The organism is Paraglaciecola algarum (assembly GCF_021532655.1).
Classification (GTDB): domain Bacteria; phylum Pseudomonadota; class Gammaproteobacteria; order Enterobacterales; family Alteromonadaceae; genus Paraglaciecola; species Paraglaciecola algarum.
Genome location: NZ_JAKGAS010000009.1, coordinates 17641 through 36816 on the forward strand (window position 1 = coordinate 17641; position 19176 = coordinate 36816).

The 19176-nt window shown below is 36.4% G+C and carries 14 protein-coding genes and 1 pseudogene; 4 read left to right on the top strand and 11 right to left on the bottom strand.

Features of this window, described 5'->3' with window-relative positions; translation table 11 throughout:
- Positions 1-83 precede the first annotated feature (83 nt).
- Positions 84-1253: a putative glycoside hydrolase gene (locus L0668_RS15690; RefSeq protein WP_235313667.1), complete on the top strand. Its 1170-nt coding sequence runs from the start codon at positions 84-86 to the stop codon at positions 1251-1253.
- A gap of 155 nt (positions 1254-1408) precedes the next feature.
- The gene (locus tag L0668_RS15695) at positions 1409-2575 is read left to right on the top strand and encodes a helix-turn-helix domain-containing protein (RefSeq protein ID WP_235313668.1); all 1167 of its coding nucleotides are present in this window, start codon (positions 1409-1411) and stop codon (positions 2573-2575) included.
- Positions 2576-2982: 407 nt separating this feature from the next.
- Here the strand turns inward: L0668_RS15695 and L0668_RS15700 are convergent, their stop codons facing one another.
- The 6 genes from L0668_RS15700 to L0668_RS15725 form a co-directional block, all read right to left on the bottom strand.
- On the bottom strand, positions 2983-4950 hold the full coding sequence (locus L0668_RS15700) for an LTA synthase family protein (RefSeq protein ID WP_235313669.1): 1968 nt from the start codon (positions 4948-4950) through the stop codon (positions 2983-2985).
- Between the two features lie 85 nt (positions 4951-5035).
- Complete coding sequence (locus tag L0668_RS15705; RefSeq protein WP_235313670.1) at positions 5036-5401, bottom strand: diacylglycerol kinase; 366 nt, start codon at positions 5399-5401, stop codon at positions 5036-5038.
- A 3-nt stretch (positions 5402-5404) separates the two neighbouring features.
- Positions 5405-7087, bottom strand: a complete 1683-nt coding sequence (locus tag L0668_RS15710; protein WP_235313671.1) for a phosphoethanolamine transferase — start codon at positions 7085-7087, stop codon at positions 5405-5407.
- A gap of 10 nt (positions 7088-7097) precedes the next feature.
- On the bottom strand, positions 7098-8702 hold the full coding sequence (locus L0668_RS15715) for a BamA/TamA family outer membrane protein (protein ID WP_235313672.1): 1605 nt from the start codon (positions 8700-8702) through the stop codon (positions 7098-7100).
- Positions 8703-8792: 90 nt separating this feature from the next.
- Entirely contained in the window at positions 8793-10379 is a 1587-nt protein-coding gene (gene eptA, locus L0668_RS15720) for a phosphoethanolamine--lipid A transferase EptA (RefSeq protein ID WP_235313673.1), read from the bottom strand.
- On the bottom strand, positions 10376-11227 hold the full coding sequence (locus L0668_RS15725; RefSeq protein ID WP_235313674.1) for a phosphatase PAP2 family protein: 852 nt from the start codon (positions 11225-11227) through the stop codon (positions 10376-10378). Before L0668_RS15725 ends, eptA begins: the two co-directional genes overlap by 4 nt.
- Positions 11228-11676: 449 nt before the next feature.
- On the opposite strand from L0668_RS15725, the gene L0668_RS15730 reads away from it, so the two are divergent.
- Together L0668_RS15730 and L0668_RS15735 are read left to right on the top strand one after the other, a co-directional pair.
- Positions 11677-11904: a DUF3108 domain-containing protein gene (locus L0668_RS15730; RefSeq protein ID WP_235313675.1), complete on the top strand. Its 228-nt coding sequence runs from the start codon at positions 11677-11679 to the stop codon at positions 11902-11904.
- Positions 11905-11919: 15 nt separating this feature from the next.
- Positions 11920-12144, top strand: a pseudogene (locus L0668_RS15735) (DUF3108 domain-containing protein); the annotation flags it as partial.
- Positions 12145-12181: 37 nt separating this feature from the next.
- Here L0668_RS15735 and L0668_RS15740 read toward each other — a convergent pair.
- The 5 genes from L0668_RS15740 to L0668_RS15760 form a co-directional block, all read right to left on the bottom strand.
- Positions 12182-14350 carry a DUF5916 domain-containing protein gene (locus tag L0668_RS15740; protein WP_235313677.1) on the bottom strand — a complete coding sequence of 723 codons (2169 nt, stop codon included), beginning with the start codon at positions 14348-14350 and terminating at the stop codon, positions 12182-12184.
- 56 nt (positions 14351-14406) lie between these two features.
- Positions 14407-15825, bottom strand: a complete 1419-nt coding sequence (locus L0668_RS15745) for a sensor histidine kinase (protein ID WP_235313678.1) — start codon at positions 15823-15825, stop codon at positions 14407-14409.
- Positions 15822-16499, bottom strand: coding sequence for a response regulator transcription factor (locus L0668_RS15750; RefSeq protein WP_235313679.1), 678 nt, complete (start codon positions 16497-16499; stop codon positions 15822-15824). The genes L0668_RS15745 and L0668_RS15750 overlap by 4 nt, the downstream gene beginning before the upstream one ends.
- Before the next feature lie 447 nt (positions 16500-16946).
- The gene (locus tag L0668_RS15755; RefSeq protein WP_235313680.1) at positions 16947-17489 is read right to left on the bottom strand and encodes a hypothetical protein; all 543 of its coding nucleotides are present in this window, start codon (positions 17487-17489) and stop codon (positions 16947-16949) included.
- A gap of 768 nt (positions 17490-18257) precedes the next feature.
- Entirely contained in the window at positions 18258-19097 is an 840-nt protein-coding gene (locus tag L0668_RS15760) for a 3-keto-disaccharide hydrolase (RefSeq protein WP_235313681.1), read from the bottom strand.
- Positions 19098-19176 lie beyond the last annotated feature (79 nt).

The following is a 19176-nucleotide window of genomic DNA, read 5'->3' on the forward strand; positions in this document are numbered from 1 at the left end:
TCGCAACTTTAGCATGCCAATCCCTTGCAACTGTTCTTGACGCAACTCAGGTATCTAAGTTGTCGCTTTATCAAGGCGCCCCTATGCATTCATGGCAATTTGAAATTAAAAACGACAAACAAACAAAAGTTGTGACTGGCGATATTAACCAACTGCCTGACCAAACACTGATGCTAAGTTTGATTAACAAAGATAAACAAGATGACGCATTACAGTTAACGTTCAAAGATACTTGGTATGCCAGTGTACAACTGACTGGCGGTGACTCCATAGATTTAAGTCAATTTATGTCTACTGGTACTCTGTCTTTCGATATTCGTCTAGACGACATGCACAATGCAGCTTTAGATCTAAAGATGAGTTGTGGTGATGATTGTGAAACCAGTGTTCGCTTAAGAGAATGGGCGTTAGAACAAGATCCAAGCCAGTGGAACCGTCTGGTTATTCCTCTTAACTGTTTTACTCAACAAGATGGAGAATTTAACGCTGTCACCCACCCCTTCACTTTAGTTTCTGGTGGAAAAGGCACTCTAAGCTTAGCCAATATTGAATTAAACAAATCAGCCGAAGCGAACTTTAATTGCGAAGATTTAAGCGAAGTTTCGACTACTCCAGCTATGTTAAACGAATATTGGGCCGTCAATTGGTGGTTACCACGTCATCAAGAAAAACTCACACAACTTACCCCCGATGTAGAATTATTAATGATTGGCGACTCCATCACCCATGGTTGGGAAGATGCAGGTAAAGCAGTGTGGGAAAAAGAATTCTCAAACATCAACACTATCAATTTAGGCTTTGGTGGCGATCGAACCGAAAATGTTTTGTGGCGCCTAGAGCATGGCGCAATAGATAATATCTCACCTAAACTGGCTGTGGTCATGATAGGCACCAATAATACAGGCCATAGACTCGACCCTCCTCAAGAGATCTATCAAGGCGTTGCAGCAATAGTGTCAAAGCTCAATCAAACCTTACCAAGCACCCAAGTGGTGTTGTTATCCATATTCCCTAGAAGCGAGAAAACCACAGACAAATTGCGCATAAACAATGACCAGACAAATTTACTATTGGCAAACCTAGTAAAACATCACAAGGTTGAGATCATCGATATTAACCATGATTTTCTAGACAAAAATGGTCAATTAAGCACAAGCATCATGCCAGATTTACTGCATCCCAATGAACAAGGTTATGAAATTTGGGCGCAACATCTACAGGCTATTTTTGCCAAATATTTAACCGCCAAATAAAGTAATAAATAAAGTATTCAATCAAGCAGCAACAAGCATCTAATTTAATTGATGTTTTTGCCTATATATTGGGCAAAGGCATCAATCTATATTGACACTAAACCCATACCTTGTTTAGATTAGAGCTAATTAAATAATCGGTCTTTACCTGCAAAATGCTCCAGTTTTACAAGAAAGCATTCGTCATTTTTATTAGCCTGCTATTAGTGACTGCTGTTATTGGTTACATTGCTACCAATACCACTTTTCTAAACAGTAAGTTAATCCCAATTGAAAACAGTGAATTTTCTTGGCATGCCCAAACAGCCACAGATGCAGTTGATGGAGGGAAATCATCTGTCAGTATCATAGATAGTTTATTTAGTTTAAATTTTAATATGAACCTGAGTAGTTCAGTTAAGTACCCAGTGGCCATGACTGAATTAGTATTTGCAGATACAAGTGGCAAACAATCATTCGTAGACTTATCTCGGTTTACCTCTATCACCTTTCGAGCAAAGTGTGCCCCGTCAAATGTAATTACCTTTGCCTTATACACAGTTGACGAGAGTATCACCACATTTGACGATAATCGTTCTTACCGGATTTCTACTTCTTATTTTTCATGTGAACGAAATTGGCAAGAATTTGAAATTGACCTAACTCGGTTAGAAACGCCAGAGTGGTGGTACAAATGGTACAATCACGAATTGAGTAAACAAGAATACAAATTAAATAAAACAGTACGCCTATCTTTTGGAAGTTCGATTCAATCTCCACTTGAGCAGCTTTCAAATATTCATGTTAGTGAGTTAGAATTGCATGGTCGGGACTGGATGTTTTTATACTTATTTATCGCCTTTATTACCCTTACATGGATTGCTTGCATAATTTGGGTTCACAAAGAATACACTAAAGCCTTATTGGCTGATTTAAAGCAAAAATTACAAAAAGATCGGCCTTTAGTAGCCTATCAACAACTCTCAATTGAACCTCAAAAAAACAAAGAAGCCTCGACAATTTTGCGCTACATGGCAACTGAATATGCCAATGCCGATTTACAATTAGATACTATGGTGCAAAATACAGGGATCAATAGAAATAAAATCAATGAACTGCTTAAAAGTGAGTTGGGTTACACGTTTAGTGCTTACCTAAATAAACTTAGATTAACCGAAGCGGCAAGGCTGTTATCAAGCCAAAACATGGCAAACGTATCAGAAATCGCTTATTCGGTAGGATACAAAAATGTGCCCTACTTTAACAAGTTATTCAAATTAGAATACGGTTGTAGTCCGAAAAAATTTAAGGATACCTACTTAGAAGGTAATGGCGAAGAATAAACGCTTGTGTATAGACAAAAAGCGGTCATAACGAGATTGCCGAACCTTACGATAACAGCGCGAATAAAACCTACCAAAAATTCTCGTCTAAAATGTCTTAAAACGGCCTAAAGCCGTCATTAGCAAAGAGGAAGTTTGAAGGCATTTTTAGGTCACTTTCATACGATAGCGGACATTTAGTTCAGATGGTTATTGTTTGTTAAACATTGAAAATGTTCTATGGCGCTTCGGGCACATTGCGCCATAGGATTTATGAGCACTTATTACAAAGTATGAGTATTCTAAAACTATCATAAAGCTCAGTACAGACATTCAGTCTGAATGTGAACAAAGAGAGATCTAAAGTACTGTGATTGATTAATATAAGACTTAATGATTAAAATTTACAAAAAGAATAGGTTGTATTTTTAGTTATACAAAGCAGAATACCACCCGTTTTTATACGCTAGACTGCCCCAAAGAACATGAGCTAAAGCTACTTCAGATAAATAAACATTTTCTGCTTTTGGGGTTAATCTATTTTTATTAACATCATACTCAAAATTTAAAGCAGGTTTACTAGGCTGTAATATGGTTACTTCGTCATCGACCATATATGCAAAGTTCTCTGCGTATTGCATCATTGCTCTGCCTGATGAGTTCGGATTTGTAAGATCTTGCCCTAACATAGGTGAATGGTTTTCTACGCCCATTAACGATAATAATGTTGGTGCTAAATCAATCTGGCTTACAATTCGCTCATCTGACTTAGGGCCGTTTCCTGAATTTAAAATTACACCGGGTATATGAAAATTATTGATTGGCACTAAGTCACTGCCTGTTGCTCTAGCATCGTGATCAGCGACTATAAGGAATACGGTATCTTGCCAATATGGTTGAGTTTTCGCTTTTTCTATAAATTTTCCAAGAGCATAATCAGCATATTGAATTGCTTTATGGCGTAGCAATTCTTTATCACCGTAGCGCTGTAATTGTTCTTCGGTATACTTAATAGGGCTTATGACACCCTCTGGGATTTCAAAAGGGTCGTGATTACTAGAGGTAAATACAAAACTAAAAAAAGGTTTATTGCTCTTATGTAATTTAGCTAACTCTATATCAGCCTGATTAAATAAATCTTCATCACTTGCCCCCCAAGATGCGACAAATTGTGGATTTTCAATATCATTAAAATCAACGATATCAGTAAACCCATTCCCCAGAAAAAAGCTTTTCATATTGTCAAAATGACTTTCGCCACCGTAAATGAATTGGGTTTGATAGCCATTGCGTTTCAATAATGATGCAATGGTGAAGAAGTCTTTTTGTGATTTATCTAGTTTGACTACTGCCCTTGATGGGGTGGGCGTAAAACCCGTGATGACAGCTTCGATACCTCGCACTGAGCGTGTGCCAGTGGCATATAATCGATTAAAAGCCCATCCTTGTGCACTTAATTTATCTATTTCAGGTGTTATTGGAATACCGCCTAATGATGAAACATATTGTGCGCCTAAGCTTTCTTCTAAAATGATCACAAGGTTTTTGGGTTTGCCTTGATAAGAAGGTGAACGCTTAGCTAGCGTTGGATACTGACTATTTGCAAAGCTACTTTGCGGTAGTTTTGTTTCTTGCCGTACAAGCTCAATAATACGTTCATCACTCATTTTACCGTATAGCTTGGCAGCATTTTTTTCATCACCAAACTGATTAAGCGCATAAGCAAGGCTATAAGTTGAGTTTAATGTCAGTGAGTTTATTAATGGATCGGTTGAAAAGTACACCAAGGCCGGGTTGATTGGGCGATGACCTACAGTACCTCTTGCACACAATAACAAAACAATAAAAAGCGTGAAGAACGAAACGACAGAGATTTTTAAATTAGTATTTGTGCCTGTACCTGCTGGAAGGAATTCTCCTAAGTACTTCCATATAAATTTACTAGCAACAATTAAGGTACTAAAAACTACGATTAACGTCAGTAAATGACCATTAACTAGCATTTTTGTTACTTCGTCTGGATAAGCTAAGTACTCGATAAATAGTCGATTAGGTCTAAACCCGTATTCCATTATGAAAGCAGGTGTTGCTAACTCAAAAAATAATACTGCAATAGCGGCAATGAAAAACCATATTTTTAAACAATTAAACCAAATAGATTTGAATTTAGTGGCAATTAGCCAAGGGTGAAGTAAAGCTGGTAATGCACAGAGGTAGCCGATGGAGCTTAGATCAATACGAAAACCATTTACGAAGAGCTGAATAAGACTAGAAGCTGTATCAAATCGTTGAACTTGCCACATAGCTAAACCTAACCTTGTTGCAGTTAGAAATATAATCAATGCAGCAGAAAAAATAATAAATGGTCTTAAAACACTATATACAGAAGCAAACATCGTTTAAAAATTCTCTTAAAAAAACGATGTTTACTCTATTTTATGAAACTTAAGATTTGCTTAGGTTAAACTGAAATATACCTATTTAAATTAAAATAGCTGCCCACGTACATACTGCGATAACTAGACTTATAAAAACTGCCGCAGAGCCTAAATCTTTAGCTAGGCCTGATAATGGGTGAATCTCCAATCCCACTCTGTCTACAATAGATTCAATTGCAGTATTGAGTACTTCTGTAAAAAGGATGAACAAAGTCGCGATGATTAAAATGAGTTGCTCTTTAATAGTTATCTCTAAAAAAAAGGTAATAGGGATAACAACGATTAAAAGTAAAAGCTCTTGTCTAAAAGCAGCTTCATTTTTCATTAACCAGTTAAAGGCTCTCAATGAGTTTAAGGTTGCTAAGTAAACTCTCTTTAAACCTTTGGGTTTATTTTTATTATCAAACATTAATTATTTGGCTCCAATAGTGGTAAGTTGGTTTGCTGATTGAGCGATAATGCTCGATAGCTTACATTGGTTTAATGGGTTGTTTTTTACTTCGTAGGTGTTTGACTTAACTGACATTTCATTGAGTAAAATATCAAATATATTGTCGTGGGAAATATTAAGTTCACTTACATTTTTTACACAGTCGGCTCTACCTTTCTGGTGTAATGAATCGGCCCAATATACAAAAGGCACATGAGTTTGTTCTTTTGGAGCAAAAGCATAGGGTAAGCCATGTAGAAAAACGCCACTTTCACCCAATGACTCGCCATGATCTGAAATATAGAGCATAGAGGTTTCAACATCATTTAGTTCACTTAAGGAACTCAATTCATCAATCACTCTAGATAACACAAAATCGGTATAAGCTATTGTATTATCGTAGGTATTTACTAATTCATCTTGGGTACAATTTTGAATGTCGCTACGTTGGCAATCGGGAGTGAAAATACGGTTTTTATCCGGGTATCGTCTGTAATATGTTGGGCCATGAGAGCCAATCATATGAAGTACAATTAATGTGTTTTCATGTGTTAAAGCAGTAAGTTTCTGTCTTAGTGGAGTCAGTAGTGCTTCATCAAAACAGTATTCTCCATCGCACATTGGATTATTCTTATCAGTTGCAATTTTTAGTGTTTTTACTCGGTTGCAGACACCTTTGCAGCTACCATTATTATTACTAACCCATAAAACGTCAGCACCTGCTAAGTGAATTATATCGATAGCGTTTTGTTGGGAAGCAGCGATTCGTTTGTCATAGTTTTCTTTATTTAGCCTTGAAAACATACAAGGAACTGAAACGGCTGTTGCTGTTCCACAAGAACTAACGTTAGCAAATGAAATAACATCCAATTTATCAGTATACTGATTCGTAGGTTTGTCATACCCATTAAGTGAGAAATTTTGAGCGCGAGCTGTCTCGCCTAATACCATCACTGTTACGTGTTTGTTTTGTGCAGGTTTAACAATTTCAGGTTTGGTGTCTAATACGCTAAATTTTAACGGTGGATATAAGTAGTTTTTCCTAATGTATTTAGCCGTTGAATCAATTAATGCGTAGGGTGTTAAATAACTAGCAAGATCTCGGTTATTTCTGCCGACAGATGCGTAGCTAGAATAGAATACTATCGCTATTAGCAATAATACCCCGACACTGCCACTGATTAATTTTAAACGAGCAAACAATTCACCGAAAAAGGAGCTATAGGTTAATTGCACTTTTGCGATGAATATCGACGGTAAAACACCAAAAAATAAAAAGGAGAAGATAGCTGAAAAATTGAAATACGAAAACGCTTCAGCAGAATCGGTTTCAACAGTGTTTTGAATCATGCCGTAATCAAAAACAATTCCGTAATTAAGAGTCGCGTAAAATAGTAATGATGATGACAAGACTATTAAGATTAAAAGCGGCTTAGTTATCCATCTAAATGCAAAAAAACTTTGTACGATGATTGATAACGACAATAATAAAAATGGAACAGAAATTAAAAACAATAGGTTGTATTGATCTAAAGCAGTAATGACAGCTACCGTTTTGGTTAAAAAAGGGATATTCAAAATGAAGGTAATATATAGGCAGGTATAGATTACTAATTGATTTGTTGTGAGCATAATATTTTTGAAAAAGGGAATAACGCGGATCACTTTTGTGGCCTTAAAAAGAATGTTTAGTTGTTATGCGAAATTCAATGCCATTGACATTGGCATCGGAGCTTATAGGTTTAATAATGTCTACATGGATGACTCGCGCTTCACTTGTTTGGGTTGAATAAAATCGAGCACCAAGCCCTATTGATTTCATCCATGAGTTTTTTTCTGAGGTTACTTCGTTCTGGTTAAAAACCTTTCCCACATCAATAAACGCAGCACCACCTACTTCTAAAAGTTTGTAAATATTGATGTGCGGGTAGTACCGTGCTTCTAGGGAGAAAAGCGTACTGTGATCGCCATGTCGATATTGAAGCGGAAAACCTCGTAGCCCAGTTTCACCGCCTAATACGATGGGAGAGTCTTTAAATTGGTTCTGACTAATTTGACTTACATTCTTAAAATAGCCGCCCCAATTGTTATTGAATTTGTGAAAGTATTCGTTGCTGATATTCAGAAGTGTTCTTGATTCTTTGTCTGGCGAGTTGTACGTTTCACCTTCGAATGAAGCAGTGAAAAACCAAAAGGCGTTTTCATAAACATCAATACCTTTGGAAATACTCGACTGCCAAATGAGCAATGGTGACGTAGCTGAATCACCAATATCTGAGCCTAAACGGCCTGTTACGTGCCAACCTAAGTTAAAATCTTCAATATGATTAATTAGATTAACGTTGGTGAGTTTTCTATAATCTTTTTGCAGAAATTCAACGTTCAGAAATGGGTAGTTAAACTCTCTATTTTCAGGCAAATATTCAGGCGCAGTTAAATCCGTAATATCATGATTTGAAAATTGATGTTCTTCACTGGTATAGCCAATACCAAATCTTAGTGTATTGGCAGCCGTATCTTTATGTAGCCACTGCCAGCTTGCTGAAGAAAGCTTTTGTTTATGGTTGTATCGATTAAATTCCTGACCATTTTTGTATTGAGTATCAATCTGATTAAAATTATTGAAACCAATGTTAAAGGCATTATTTGTGTCGAAGCTTACAAAGTCTTTGTCAATTGATATTGCTTCTGATGTGCCATCATCGTTGCTTGTGAAGCGAATACTTGCATTGATGTTGTTGTTTAAAAATAAAGGAAAATGTGACTTAAACTTATATCCACTTCGTTGTTCATTAGTGAATGATTCGACTTCTGCGTCAATACCTAAGCCAAGGAAGTTTTTATCTTTGATACCTAGCGCGTAATTATTTCTCCCTCCTTTTCTACTAAAATCGACAGTAGGCATTAATGACCAATTATCCCACGTTTCAACGTTTATCTTGGGGGAATTTTTATTTGCGGTAACTCGTGCATCTTTAAAATATTTTTTGTTTCTAAGGTGTCGCTCTAACTCTTGAAGGTCTTGTTCATCAATGTCACATTTTTTTATGAAAAAGGCAGCTTCATTTATTAACGTTTTATTTTTTGTTTTTATATGAAGAAAATTCCCCCAACGATGCAGAAAAATAGTGTCAGGATCATCTAAATCAAAAATATCGTTAGTGGTCAGTTCAATATTTTCTGTTTGGTTACAGACTTGCTTTTGATCTTCAGCTTTAGATGTAAAGCTAATATTTAGTAATATGCTGACTATTACAGTGGGAGTAATAATTTTATACATAAAGTCACCTCGTTCAACGTGACTTTATGTTAAAAAGCTAACCTTAAGATTGGCTTAGTCCAAACTGATATTTGGTCTAAATTACACTGATTATTCGCTCTGGATAGGCGAAATAATTGTACTCAATACATCTAGGTCTTTTCTATAAATGGGTGATTGAAAATCAAATGCGCCTAACACAGTATGAAATACATTGAAATGTGTATGACGCTCGGCTTGTTGTAAAAGCTCTAGGTTTAATTTTTTATGGGATTGCATCGAATCTGAAGCCCAAAACAAAAAAGGGATGTTTTTTTGATAGTCAGGGGCAAATGAATAAGGTGTTCCGTGCAAATACAGTCCTTGCTCTCCTAATGATTCACCGTGATCTGAAATATACATCATGGCCGATGGAATGCTCTGCAAACTCTTAAGTTTGGCGATCAATGTTGCTAAGAAATGATCGGTATATAAAATCGTATTATCATAGGCATTAATGAGTTCTTGTGAAGTGCATTTACTGATTTCCTCTTCTCGACAAACGGGCTTAAATTGATTGAAACCTGCTGTATATCTAGAGTAGTAACTAGGGCCGTGGCTCCCTTTAGTATGCAAAATAATCAATATTTTTTGTTTTGTCGATGACTCAATGGTTTCAATTAAGTTTGTTAATAGAACTTCATCCAATTTACATCCTTCACCCTGACAACTTGAACGTAAATCACTACCTTTAACATAGCTGCTCACATCAATTGCTGGCTCTCCCCAATTGTTTGTTCTCCATACAACATCAGCCCCCTGCCTAGCTAAATAGGTTGGTAATGCTTCAAAATTAGTGACGTTTTCAGTGTGCGACAACATGCAAGCTAAGGAGCCTGTTGTGTACGTAGTGCATGACTTGGTGTTTTTAAACGCAAGCAAATTAGGCGTTTGTTGCAATTTAGGGTTTGTTTCTCTGTGGTAACCATACAATGAAAAGTTGTTTGAACGAGCTGTTTCTCCTATCACTAATACAAATACCATCTTTTTAGTATGACTAAATTGACCATCAGGTAAGCGCATTTGTCCGTCAGTTGAGTTATTCAGCGAAGCGTAATAGCGATTGGTGTTAATGATGTACGACCAAGGCAATATTTTCCCCCCAAGCAAGCTTGCGTATTTGTCTATCCATAACCAGCTTGAGGCGTTTATATAGAGGATTACGATTGAAATTGTTAATCCAATAACTCCATTTATGGCGACCTTCACTCTATCTACTCGGCTTATTTTGAGTTTTATATAAAAATAAGCCGGAATTAAACCGATAAATCCGATAAGTAATAAAAGGTTAAAGGTAATAAGTTCAGATGATTCAGAGTACTCAGTGTTGAATATATTACCCATCATGGTTCTGTCTAAAACGACTTGGTAATTTGCCATATAGTAAATTGCTACAGCATTAATTATCGTGGTCACACTAAGAAATAGTTTAAGTAAGGTAGGTGAAATTAACGTAACAATAGAAGCGAATGTAAAAGTAAAGGCGATAAGAAACACAGATAACAATATGACAACGCCACTGGCGCTAAATACATCTGTGTTTTCCACAACAAAAGAAAATAAAACGAGATTGAAAAAAATTGTATTTATTATGCTGGTTATTAGCACATAATTACTGGCTTTCATCATTGAGAATAATGACTTGAATTTTAATATCATTTTAATAATAGCGTTTTAAGTGAAACGTAGGTGCCGACCGTGCCGCTAACAATTATCGCTACCCATACTATGAATAAAGCAGGGGTTTCACCACTAGCCATCAGATAAAGCAATAGCGCACAAAAACCAAGAATAAAGTATCCAAGATAAATAGGCTTAGTCACTGTCCAGTTCCACCATTTTGAGTAATGGCGACTTAAATACTCACCACTCAACCCTGCAATACCACCTAAAAGAGCGCCTAGGAGCAAATCGGCAGGCCAATGAGCACCAACGGCAACTCTTGAAATAGCAGTGATTGCAGCAATAAACAGTAGCATTGCTGTTACAGCGTTTCTTAAATTCGATTGATGTTTATTCTGCTTCATATACACAAAAATTAGTGCCGACATAGCAGTGAAAATTGTAATAGTATGCCCGGAAGGAAAGCTTGAGTGTGCCGCTAAAGTGCGGCCAATAATAGTAAACTGGTCATGCTCTAATATTGCTGCTGGTCGGGGAATAGCAAAAAATGCTTTTCCAGCATGGCTAAGAAAGAATGCAAGCGGTACTGAGCCAAACATTGCAGCCCATGCTTTAACGCTAAATAAACAAATGAATGAAAGCAATGGCACGAGAATTAACGCATCGCCTAAATAGGTAACGTTATGCCAAAAGTATTGGGGCAAAAACTGGAATGCTTGATTACCAAATATAAATACCTTCAGTTGGCTAGCTATGTATTGGTCTTTGTTCATCGCAATGCTTGAAACTAATACCAAAAATAATAAAAAAAGAGCGAAAGACTTCCAATAAAGTGATTTATTGAATTGAACGTCTATTTTGTAAAGTGCAGGCTTAATTAACATAAATCACCTCTAGTTTGATGAGCTGATTTTATGAACTGAAACTTAAGAATCGCTTAGTGAAAACTGAAATTTGGCAGTAGATGCATTTTTAATTTGACCAAGCACATATGTTGCGGATACAAGTGATGTAGGTCGTGACGTTAAGTAGTGCTATAGGAAAAAATGTAATGATTGAAGGAGTGAATTTGACAGTAAAACGTGTATTTTCCTTCTTGATAATATTCACTTTATGCCAATCTGTAGTAGCTAAAGAAAATTCAAATGCAATAACTGGAGGTGCTCAATTAGCACAGTACACTGCGAACTATAAAATACTTCGAAAGGGGAAAGACTATGGTGAAGCTACTCGTACCTTAATACACAATGATGGAGTGTATGTCTTATAGTTAACTTCCAACGCATCGGCATTTTTCTACAGTATTTTCACTAAACAGACGAGTCAATTTTCTTTGAATGATAATGACTTTCATCAGATAAGTTATAAAAGCATAGACGATAGAAGTTTTAAAAAAGCCAAACGGCAAACAATACTTTTTGATCATAAAAATAATATTGTTGTTGGCGATAGCAAAGGAAATAGCTGGCAAAAAAGCTTGCAAGCTAATAAGTATGATCCACTTTCAGTTTTTGAAATATTAAGGTTAAATCTGAGCAGTGAAAACTTGGACACTAGTTAACAAGTATACGATGACGCAAAAATTAAAAATTACCTTTTCGTTAATCAAGGTGCAGAAGTGATTAGCTCGAATGTTGGTGAGCTAGAGTGCGTAAAGGTAACAAGAGTGCGTAAAAATAGCACTAGAGAAACAACGATCTGGTTTAGTCAAAAGTATAATTTTATTCCTGTTAAAGTATTGCAGAAAAAAGATGGTGACGAAATCGCGACAATGATTTTAGACTCGATAGAGCTAAAATAATCACTTAAATAGCAAAGTCGAGTGTGATTCAAATAAATTAAAAATGTAGCCTTAACTTCGCGAAGATATTGTGTGCTTCTTTTGACTCAAGCGCTTTTTTGTAGAGATTTCTTTTACCAAACTTAGCAATCTCATCTTCGAATTCTCCACCAAAACCATAGCTCAAATAAAATGCTGTGAGCTTACTAAATGAGTATTTGTATCGCAGTTGAAACGCATTTTCTGCAAAAGAAAAATCATCTGATTCATTGGTTTGTATAGCCTTGCCATTAGAATTAACTTGATAATTAGCAAGGTGCTTTGCTTTACCGATCACAGATTCAAACTTTATTCTAAGTTCATGATTATCAGCTATTTGGTAATTCGCGCTGATCTCAAACCCTTGCTCTGTAAAATCGAATTCATCAATGACGTTTTCTTCATCCCACTCTAGCCAACTATCACTATTGTATTGCGACATAGTGAAAGAAACATATAGATTGTCATTGAACTGTTGCTCAACGCTGCTTTGCATATTGTAAAAGCGGCCAGAAAAACCTTCTGTACCTAATTCAAATTGGAAATCAAGTTTTCCCCAAAGATATTCCGGTGAGCTAACTTCTAATTCGGCTATGTAAAATGATGGTAACCATAATGAATTGTTGTCACGAGTTAAGAAGTCATCATAACCTGATGAGCCATGTTCAATAGAAAACTGATATTCGAACTCATCTTCTGTGACAAATTCAACACCAAGCCCAAATAGAAGTGGTAACTTTTCATCTTGAAAGTTGGTTTTTATTTCTGACTCTACGGAAACGGCCATGTCTCTAATTGACCATAGGTTTAAGTCTGGAATTTGATATTGATACTCATATTCAAACTGTTTTCTATTTACTCGTTTGACGTAGCCTATATCATTAAGCTGTAAGTCCTCTCCGTAGGTAAACAAACTAAATTCATGGCTATGATTTATTGAAAACTCAGAGCTACCTGTAATCCACCAACCAATATCTTTGGTTGATACAGCTTGTTGCTCAATCTTTGAATTGATAATTCCAATATTAAACTCTGTGCTTTCAGAAAGAGTGTAAACAAAATCGGTAGATAATATCTGTGCGTTACGGTCTACGCTGGGCGTTGAAACATTATTTAATGAAATACCTAATTTATTCTCACCTAAATAATATTGGCCGCGCATTAACCAAAAATCTCGCCCGGTAGAGCTTTTGTCTAACGAACTTTCAAATGCCGACATTAATCCTAGCGCTAAATTATCGTTATCAAAGGTGTATTTAAGTGCGGCATCAAGATCGCTGACATAATCGTCATCATAATATGCATCCCCGCCAATTCTTGGCGTATGTACTATTCTTAGCGTTTCAGGTCCTGATACATCAAAGATGTTCTGATTTTCATTAAAAAAAGGTCTTTTCTCGGTGAAAAAACTTTCGATAGTAGAAAAATTAACGACGAGTTCATCTGTTTCAACTTGTCCAAAATCTGGGTTAAACGTGGCGCTTATTTGTTGGTTTTTTGTGGGTTTCCAAAATATTTCAGCACCAACATCCATTGATTCATCATTGTTAATGATATCTCGATTAAGCGAAATGTGAGGGTAAATATCAAAGCTTGAATGACTTTTTATAACGACATTGTGTTTGGAAAAAAGTTGTAAAAAACTATTCATAGACGAATTGGCGGGAATAGATGCATAAGTCGAATTACTGGCTTCATCTAAGCGGCTAATGGCTAAACCAAATTGGTTTTGTTCTTGAATGCTAAATGACATTGATGACCAAGGAATAAATATTTCTGCTGTCCAAAATTCATCAGTAACATTAACGGCATATTGCCATTGGGCACTCCAGTCGAGATCTAATTCTTTGTCTTGTTTATAGATTCCGTCAAAATAGTTGCCTTGATGGTTAATTGAAAACACAAAGCTAGTCTGCGCTGAGTTGTCCATGTCTAACATTACTTGAAAATGATCATTGGTAAAAAGCTTGTCATTTTCCTGAGTTCTGATCCTCAGTTTATTCTTTATCAGTGCCGTTAAAGCTAAGTATATTCCTTGCTCAGAAGTAATAAATTTATAAGAAAAGTTATTACATGATTTTCTAAAAGTTTGAGGCGATACTTGGAAAGCTTCGACATGATTAGTCGTTTTTTGCCATAATTTTTCGTTCAGTAAACCATCAACGGTAATATCGCGCTCAGATCCCACACTAGTAAAACTTATTGGTAGTGTTAAAAAAACAACGAGGTAAAATGCTGCTTTCATTAAATGACTAGGGTAAATGTTATTTGTTTATTGGAGCTTAGCGATACAGAGATAGAAGCGCCTAACTTTTCACAATAAGACTTAACTATTGCCAGCCCAAGGCCATACCTTTGTGTAGATGTTCTTGATGAATCTTGTTGCCAAAGTGGTTCGAAAAATCGGTTAAGATCTTCTTCGCTGCAACCATTAGCGCAGATATTGGAAATACGAACTATCGAATTGTCTTTATCTTCGGAAATCTCAATGGTTAAAGGTGAGTTGTCTGGACTATAGAAAAAGGCATTATTAATCAAGTTTGATAATATGGTATCAAGGGCAACTCTGTTTGTTTTTACCCTGTGGCCATTTGGATTTTTTATAAAAGATATCTCACTATTATTTTGGTTTTCTCTTTTTAACGTATCTTCAATTAGCTGCACTAGGTTGATATCCGATTTTTCTAGTTCCGTTGTTGTACTGCTTTTTTGAAGTAGTAAAATTCCATTAACTATATTTTTTAGTCTTGTCGAAATTTGTTGAACATCAGTGGCTAACTGGCTGGTGATTTGTTTTTCGTGTGGAAACTTAATGGCCACTTCACTTAAGCTAAGTAACTCCGCGATAGGGGTTTTGAGTTCATGCGCGATATCTGATGTTACCCGTTTTTCGCGTTTATACAGTTCGTGCGTTTCAATAATAAACTGGTTTACTGCATTTGCTGTAGGTAATAGCTCAACTGGAAGGTGGTCGGTAGGTACTTGTAATTGTTCAGAATTAAGATTAATCATTCCTAGTTGGCTATTAAAATTGTCAATGGGCTTTAAGCTTTTATCAACTACCACCGACACTATTTGTCTGGTTGTAAATACCGCAAGTAGAGAAACAAGAATAAAAATAATATCCACGTACCAGAGAATATAGTTTAACTCTTCTGTACTAAGGGCATAGGCAAATTCCATAGGTTGTTGCGTTTTTGCAAATTCCGCTCTGGTTATGCCAAGCTCTTCTCTTACATCAGAATCAATTTGTGGTAGGAATTTGGTAAAGATCATTCTTCCACTGCGTCCATCAGGCAGTGTAATATTTTTAAACTTAGACTCCCCAAGGTTAACTGTTAGTCTGGGTAGCTCATTGATTTCAAAAAGCTCTAAAGTGTCAGATTTTTCAAATACCTTATTTTTGTGCCATAGCTGATAATATTCAGGGTTATTTTTACCTTCAAATTCAGGCATAAATTCACCCGCAAAATCAAAATCAACTTCTTCTTCGTCTTCTTCGACTAGTGTTTCGAGCAAACTGGCTTTGTTAGTCATTGCGCGGTCAAATTCACTACTGATCCACGTGTCAACACTAATATCTGTTGCTAGCAGAATAGAAACCAAGAGTATTGATATGGAAATGGATAAATAGCGGCTGAGCTTTTTTTTAATAGAATTCACAAATCGCTCTCTACGAAATAACCAAACCCGCGTTTAGTTTTAATAGGCAAATCGAACCCCAGTGCTTTCACTTTTTTTCTCGCTGATGATAAATGTGCTTCGATTGAATTTTTTGCTACCGCATCATATTGCCCCGCTAGATATTCGCTTAGTTTTTCTGGTGAGATAACTTTACCTTGGTTAGAAAAAAGGCACTCAACAACTTTATATTCATTCGGTGTTAAATTAGCGTCTGCTCCTCCGCACTTTAGCTGCTTTAAATGAAGGTCTAATGAGATAGCACCGATATTAATACTACTATCATTAACATTTAAACTGCCTCTTCGCATTAAGCACAACAAACGAACATGAAGTTCATCAAAAGAAAAAGGCTTAGTTAAATAATCATCAGCACCATTAAGTAGGCCGTCCACTTTATCTTCGGTTAGATCTTTAGCAGATAGTATTAATACCCTAATGTCTTTATTTGCTTGGCGAATTGCCTTTAAGATAGCAGTACCACTAAGGGTAGGAAGCATAAGGTCGAGTACCAGTAATGAATAATTACCTGCTAGCGCCATACTTAGGCCTTCAGAGCCATCACCAGTGTCGTCAACAGTGAAACCAAGGTTGGATAAGCCAACTCTTAAACTTCTTCTTAGCGAGGTTGAGTCTTCTATAATTAAAACTTTCAAAGTATGGATTACCTGACAAATAAATATTATTTAGCTTAAGCTATTAAACTTAAGATTTGCTGAATTTATACTTAATTTTATTAATTTTATTAATTTTGAGGACTAATGTAGGTCAGAAGTTCGGCAAGAGTGAGGATTAGTTTTATCCCGGTATGAGAGCGGAAGCGCTTTAAGCCTAAATTCCTTAAAACTTGAATGGTTCCAATGTCCGCTTTTGGCTAGCTGTTGTCGTAAGACTCACCAAAAGCTTGATGTCTTCTTTTCGCTCAAACCGGAATCTCGGCAATGGGCCATTTCCAGACACTGGATTGATGTTAGCTAACTGGCAGCTAATCTAGAGCGGGCATTGAAATAATGAAAAAAGAGAAAGTTCCTTGGCTCCAACTAATTTGCAAGCCAAGTTTTTGTTTTTAATTGAGTGCATAATTAGAAGTTAGTTATCACTGTTTAGTGAAGCTTATCCGGAGTATTACTAAATTCGTAACTCCCATCATCTATCAACTTCGGACCTTCAACATAACCTTTGGTACAAACATTCTTAATAGCGACAGACTTAATTGAATCGTAATACTTTCCACTAAGTGACTGGTCTATTTCATTTACCCACTCGCCTTCTGGATTAACAAAGTAGAACGCTCTTTTTTCATAAAGACGATTATCAGCAAAACGTCTATATCGAAGTATTATTTGCATGGATACTGCCTGTGCCTTCGAGCGCAATATCTTAGGCGATAGCCATTCGTCAGAAACAGTGAATGTAAAACTACTCCAAGGAGACAATTCTTGTAACCTTTTGGCTTGGTGAACAAAACCTGCACGGCGTTCATCATGCCTATGTACATCGCCGACATTACAAAACACTCTAAAAACTTCAATCTGGCCAACGCTATTAGTGCCTACATTTCTAATTGTAAATTCATTATCTTCATCATTGGATGTAGAAAAGTATGTTGACAACTCAAGTTTAGGGTCAACATCTATCCCTGCCAAGGCCTGTGAGTCCCTTTCGCTTGCACTAGAAAGGTACGCCACATAAATACTGATTATAAGAGCCGATAAGGACAACAATGACGATATTCCAATCGGAACCCAAAATTTTAATGGATTGTTATTCGAATCATCTTGTTTATCTATATACCTCTCCTCACCTTCTTAAGTGTAAACGTCTTAGTCTTGTAAAGCGTTTTTGAAATGACTATTCAATACAAATTTCTACAAACGGGTTGCATTCCAATTATATAAATTTTGATTTGATACGTGCAATAGGAATTGGTAATTTTTGCCAAGGTTGGAGTAAGAAATTAACTTGTAGAAGGTTTGCTGACTACTATTATAGTCAACTGATAATTCATGCGACAAGCAACCTACTAAATGCTATTTTCGGTTAGTGAAATGGACTTAGGTATTATTTATTTACGTATTTAATTTGAACGCTATATTGACCAACTAAATTTATTTGAAAACATAAGATTTTCAAATCTTTAAAGTCCTTTTAGTAGCACAAGTGTTCAAATCAATATTTCTTGCGAACTTATTCGTAGCTACAATCAACCTAAGTGGTCTTTACAGAATCAAAGTAAGACGTCAGCTTTTTAACGAGGAACAGACATTGAATGTATTTATTGGTTATGGCTCCTATTCGCTCAAAGACGTCTAATTGATCTAATGCTCTTAGGAACGCTATAGGTCGATTTAAGCCTTTCCTAGACTAGAATATTATGTCTGTAAATGGTACCCAGCTGTCCCTCGAATTAGCTTTTAAAGCTCTCTTACCCAAATATTCCTAAATCTCACTGGGTTATTGTGGTCTTGTAACACAATAGGTAATTTTTCGGCATGAGGCACGTAATAAGACTTGCCAATAAAAGCGGTAGGGCCTTCTAAAATTGCATTGTGTTGCACTAACACGCCATTATGCACTACTGTCATTTTGGCTGGGCTAATCAAGGTGCCACTTGAGGTAAATCTAGGGGCGGTAAAAAATACTTCATAAGTTTGCCATTCTCCAGGTTTTCTAGAGGCATTAACCAAAGGGGAATGTTGTTTATAAATAGAAGCTGCTTGGCCGTTTGAGTAGGTTGGGTTTTCAAAAGAATTCAGCACTTGTAGCTCGTATAAGCCCATGAGAAACACACCACTGTTGCCATAGGCTTGGCCCGAAGTATTGGCTAATACAGGTATCATCCATTCGATATGCAGTTGCATATCACCAAACTCTTGTGTTGTTGCAATCGCGCCTTTTCCAGCACCCGCTACAATATTGCCATTTTCTACTGTCCATGCCGCTGGTTTGGTAGCAGGTTTAGCTTGATATTCATTTAGAAATGATGCCGTGCGATCAACCCTTACCCCTTCACCAAAAGGCGTGGTATTCCATGCAGATAAATCTTTGCCGTCAAACAATATAACTGCATCTGAAGGAGCTGAACCATTTTTACCTGGCTCAACCACCACTACGTCCTTATTGACCTCGGTTATCACCCAAGGGTTGGTTTTTCCTAACTCTTTCCAGTCTAACTCCGGCAAGGGCTGTGCAAACGTAAACGAGCTGATAAATGCGCTTGTTAATAGTAAAGTTAACCATAGTTTATTATGCATGTTGAGTCTCATTATCTTAATATAATTATAATTTTGGTTATAGCATTCAAGGTTTATAAATAGCCTAGCAGCTCAGTCT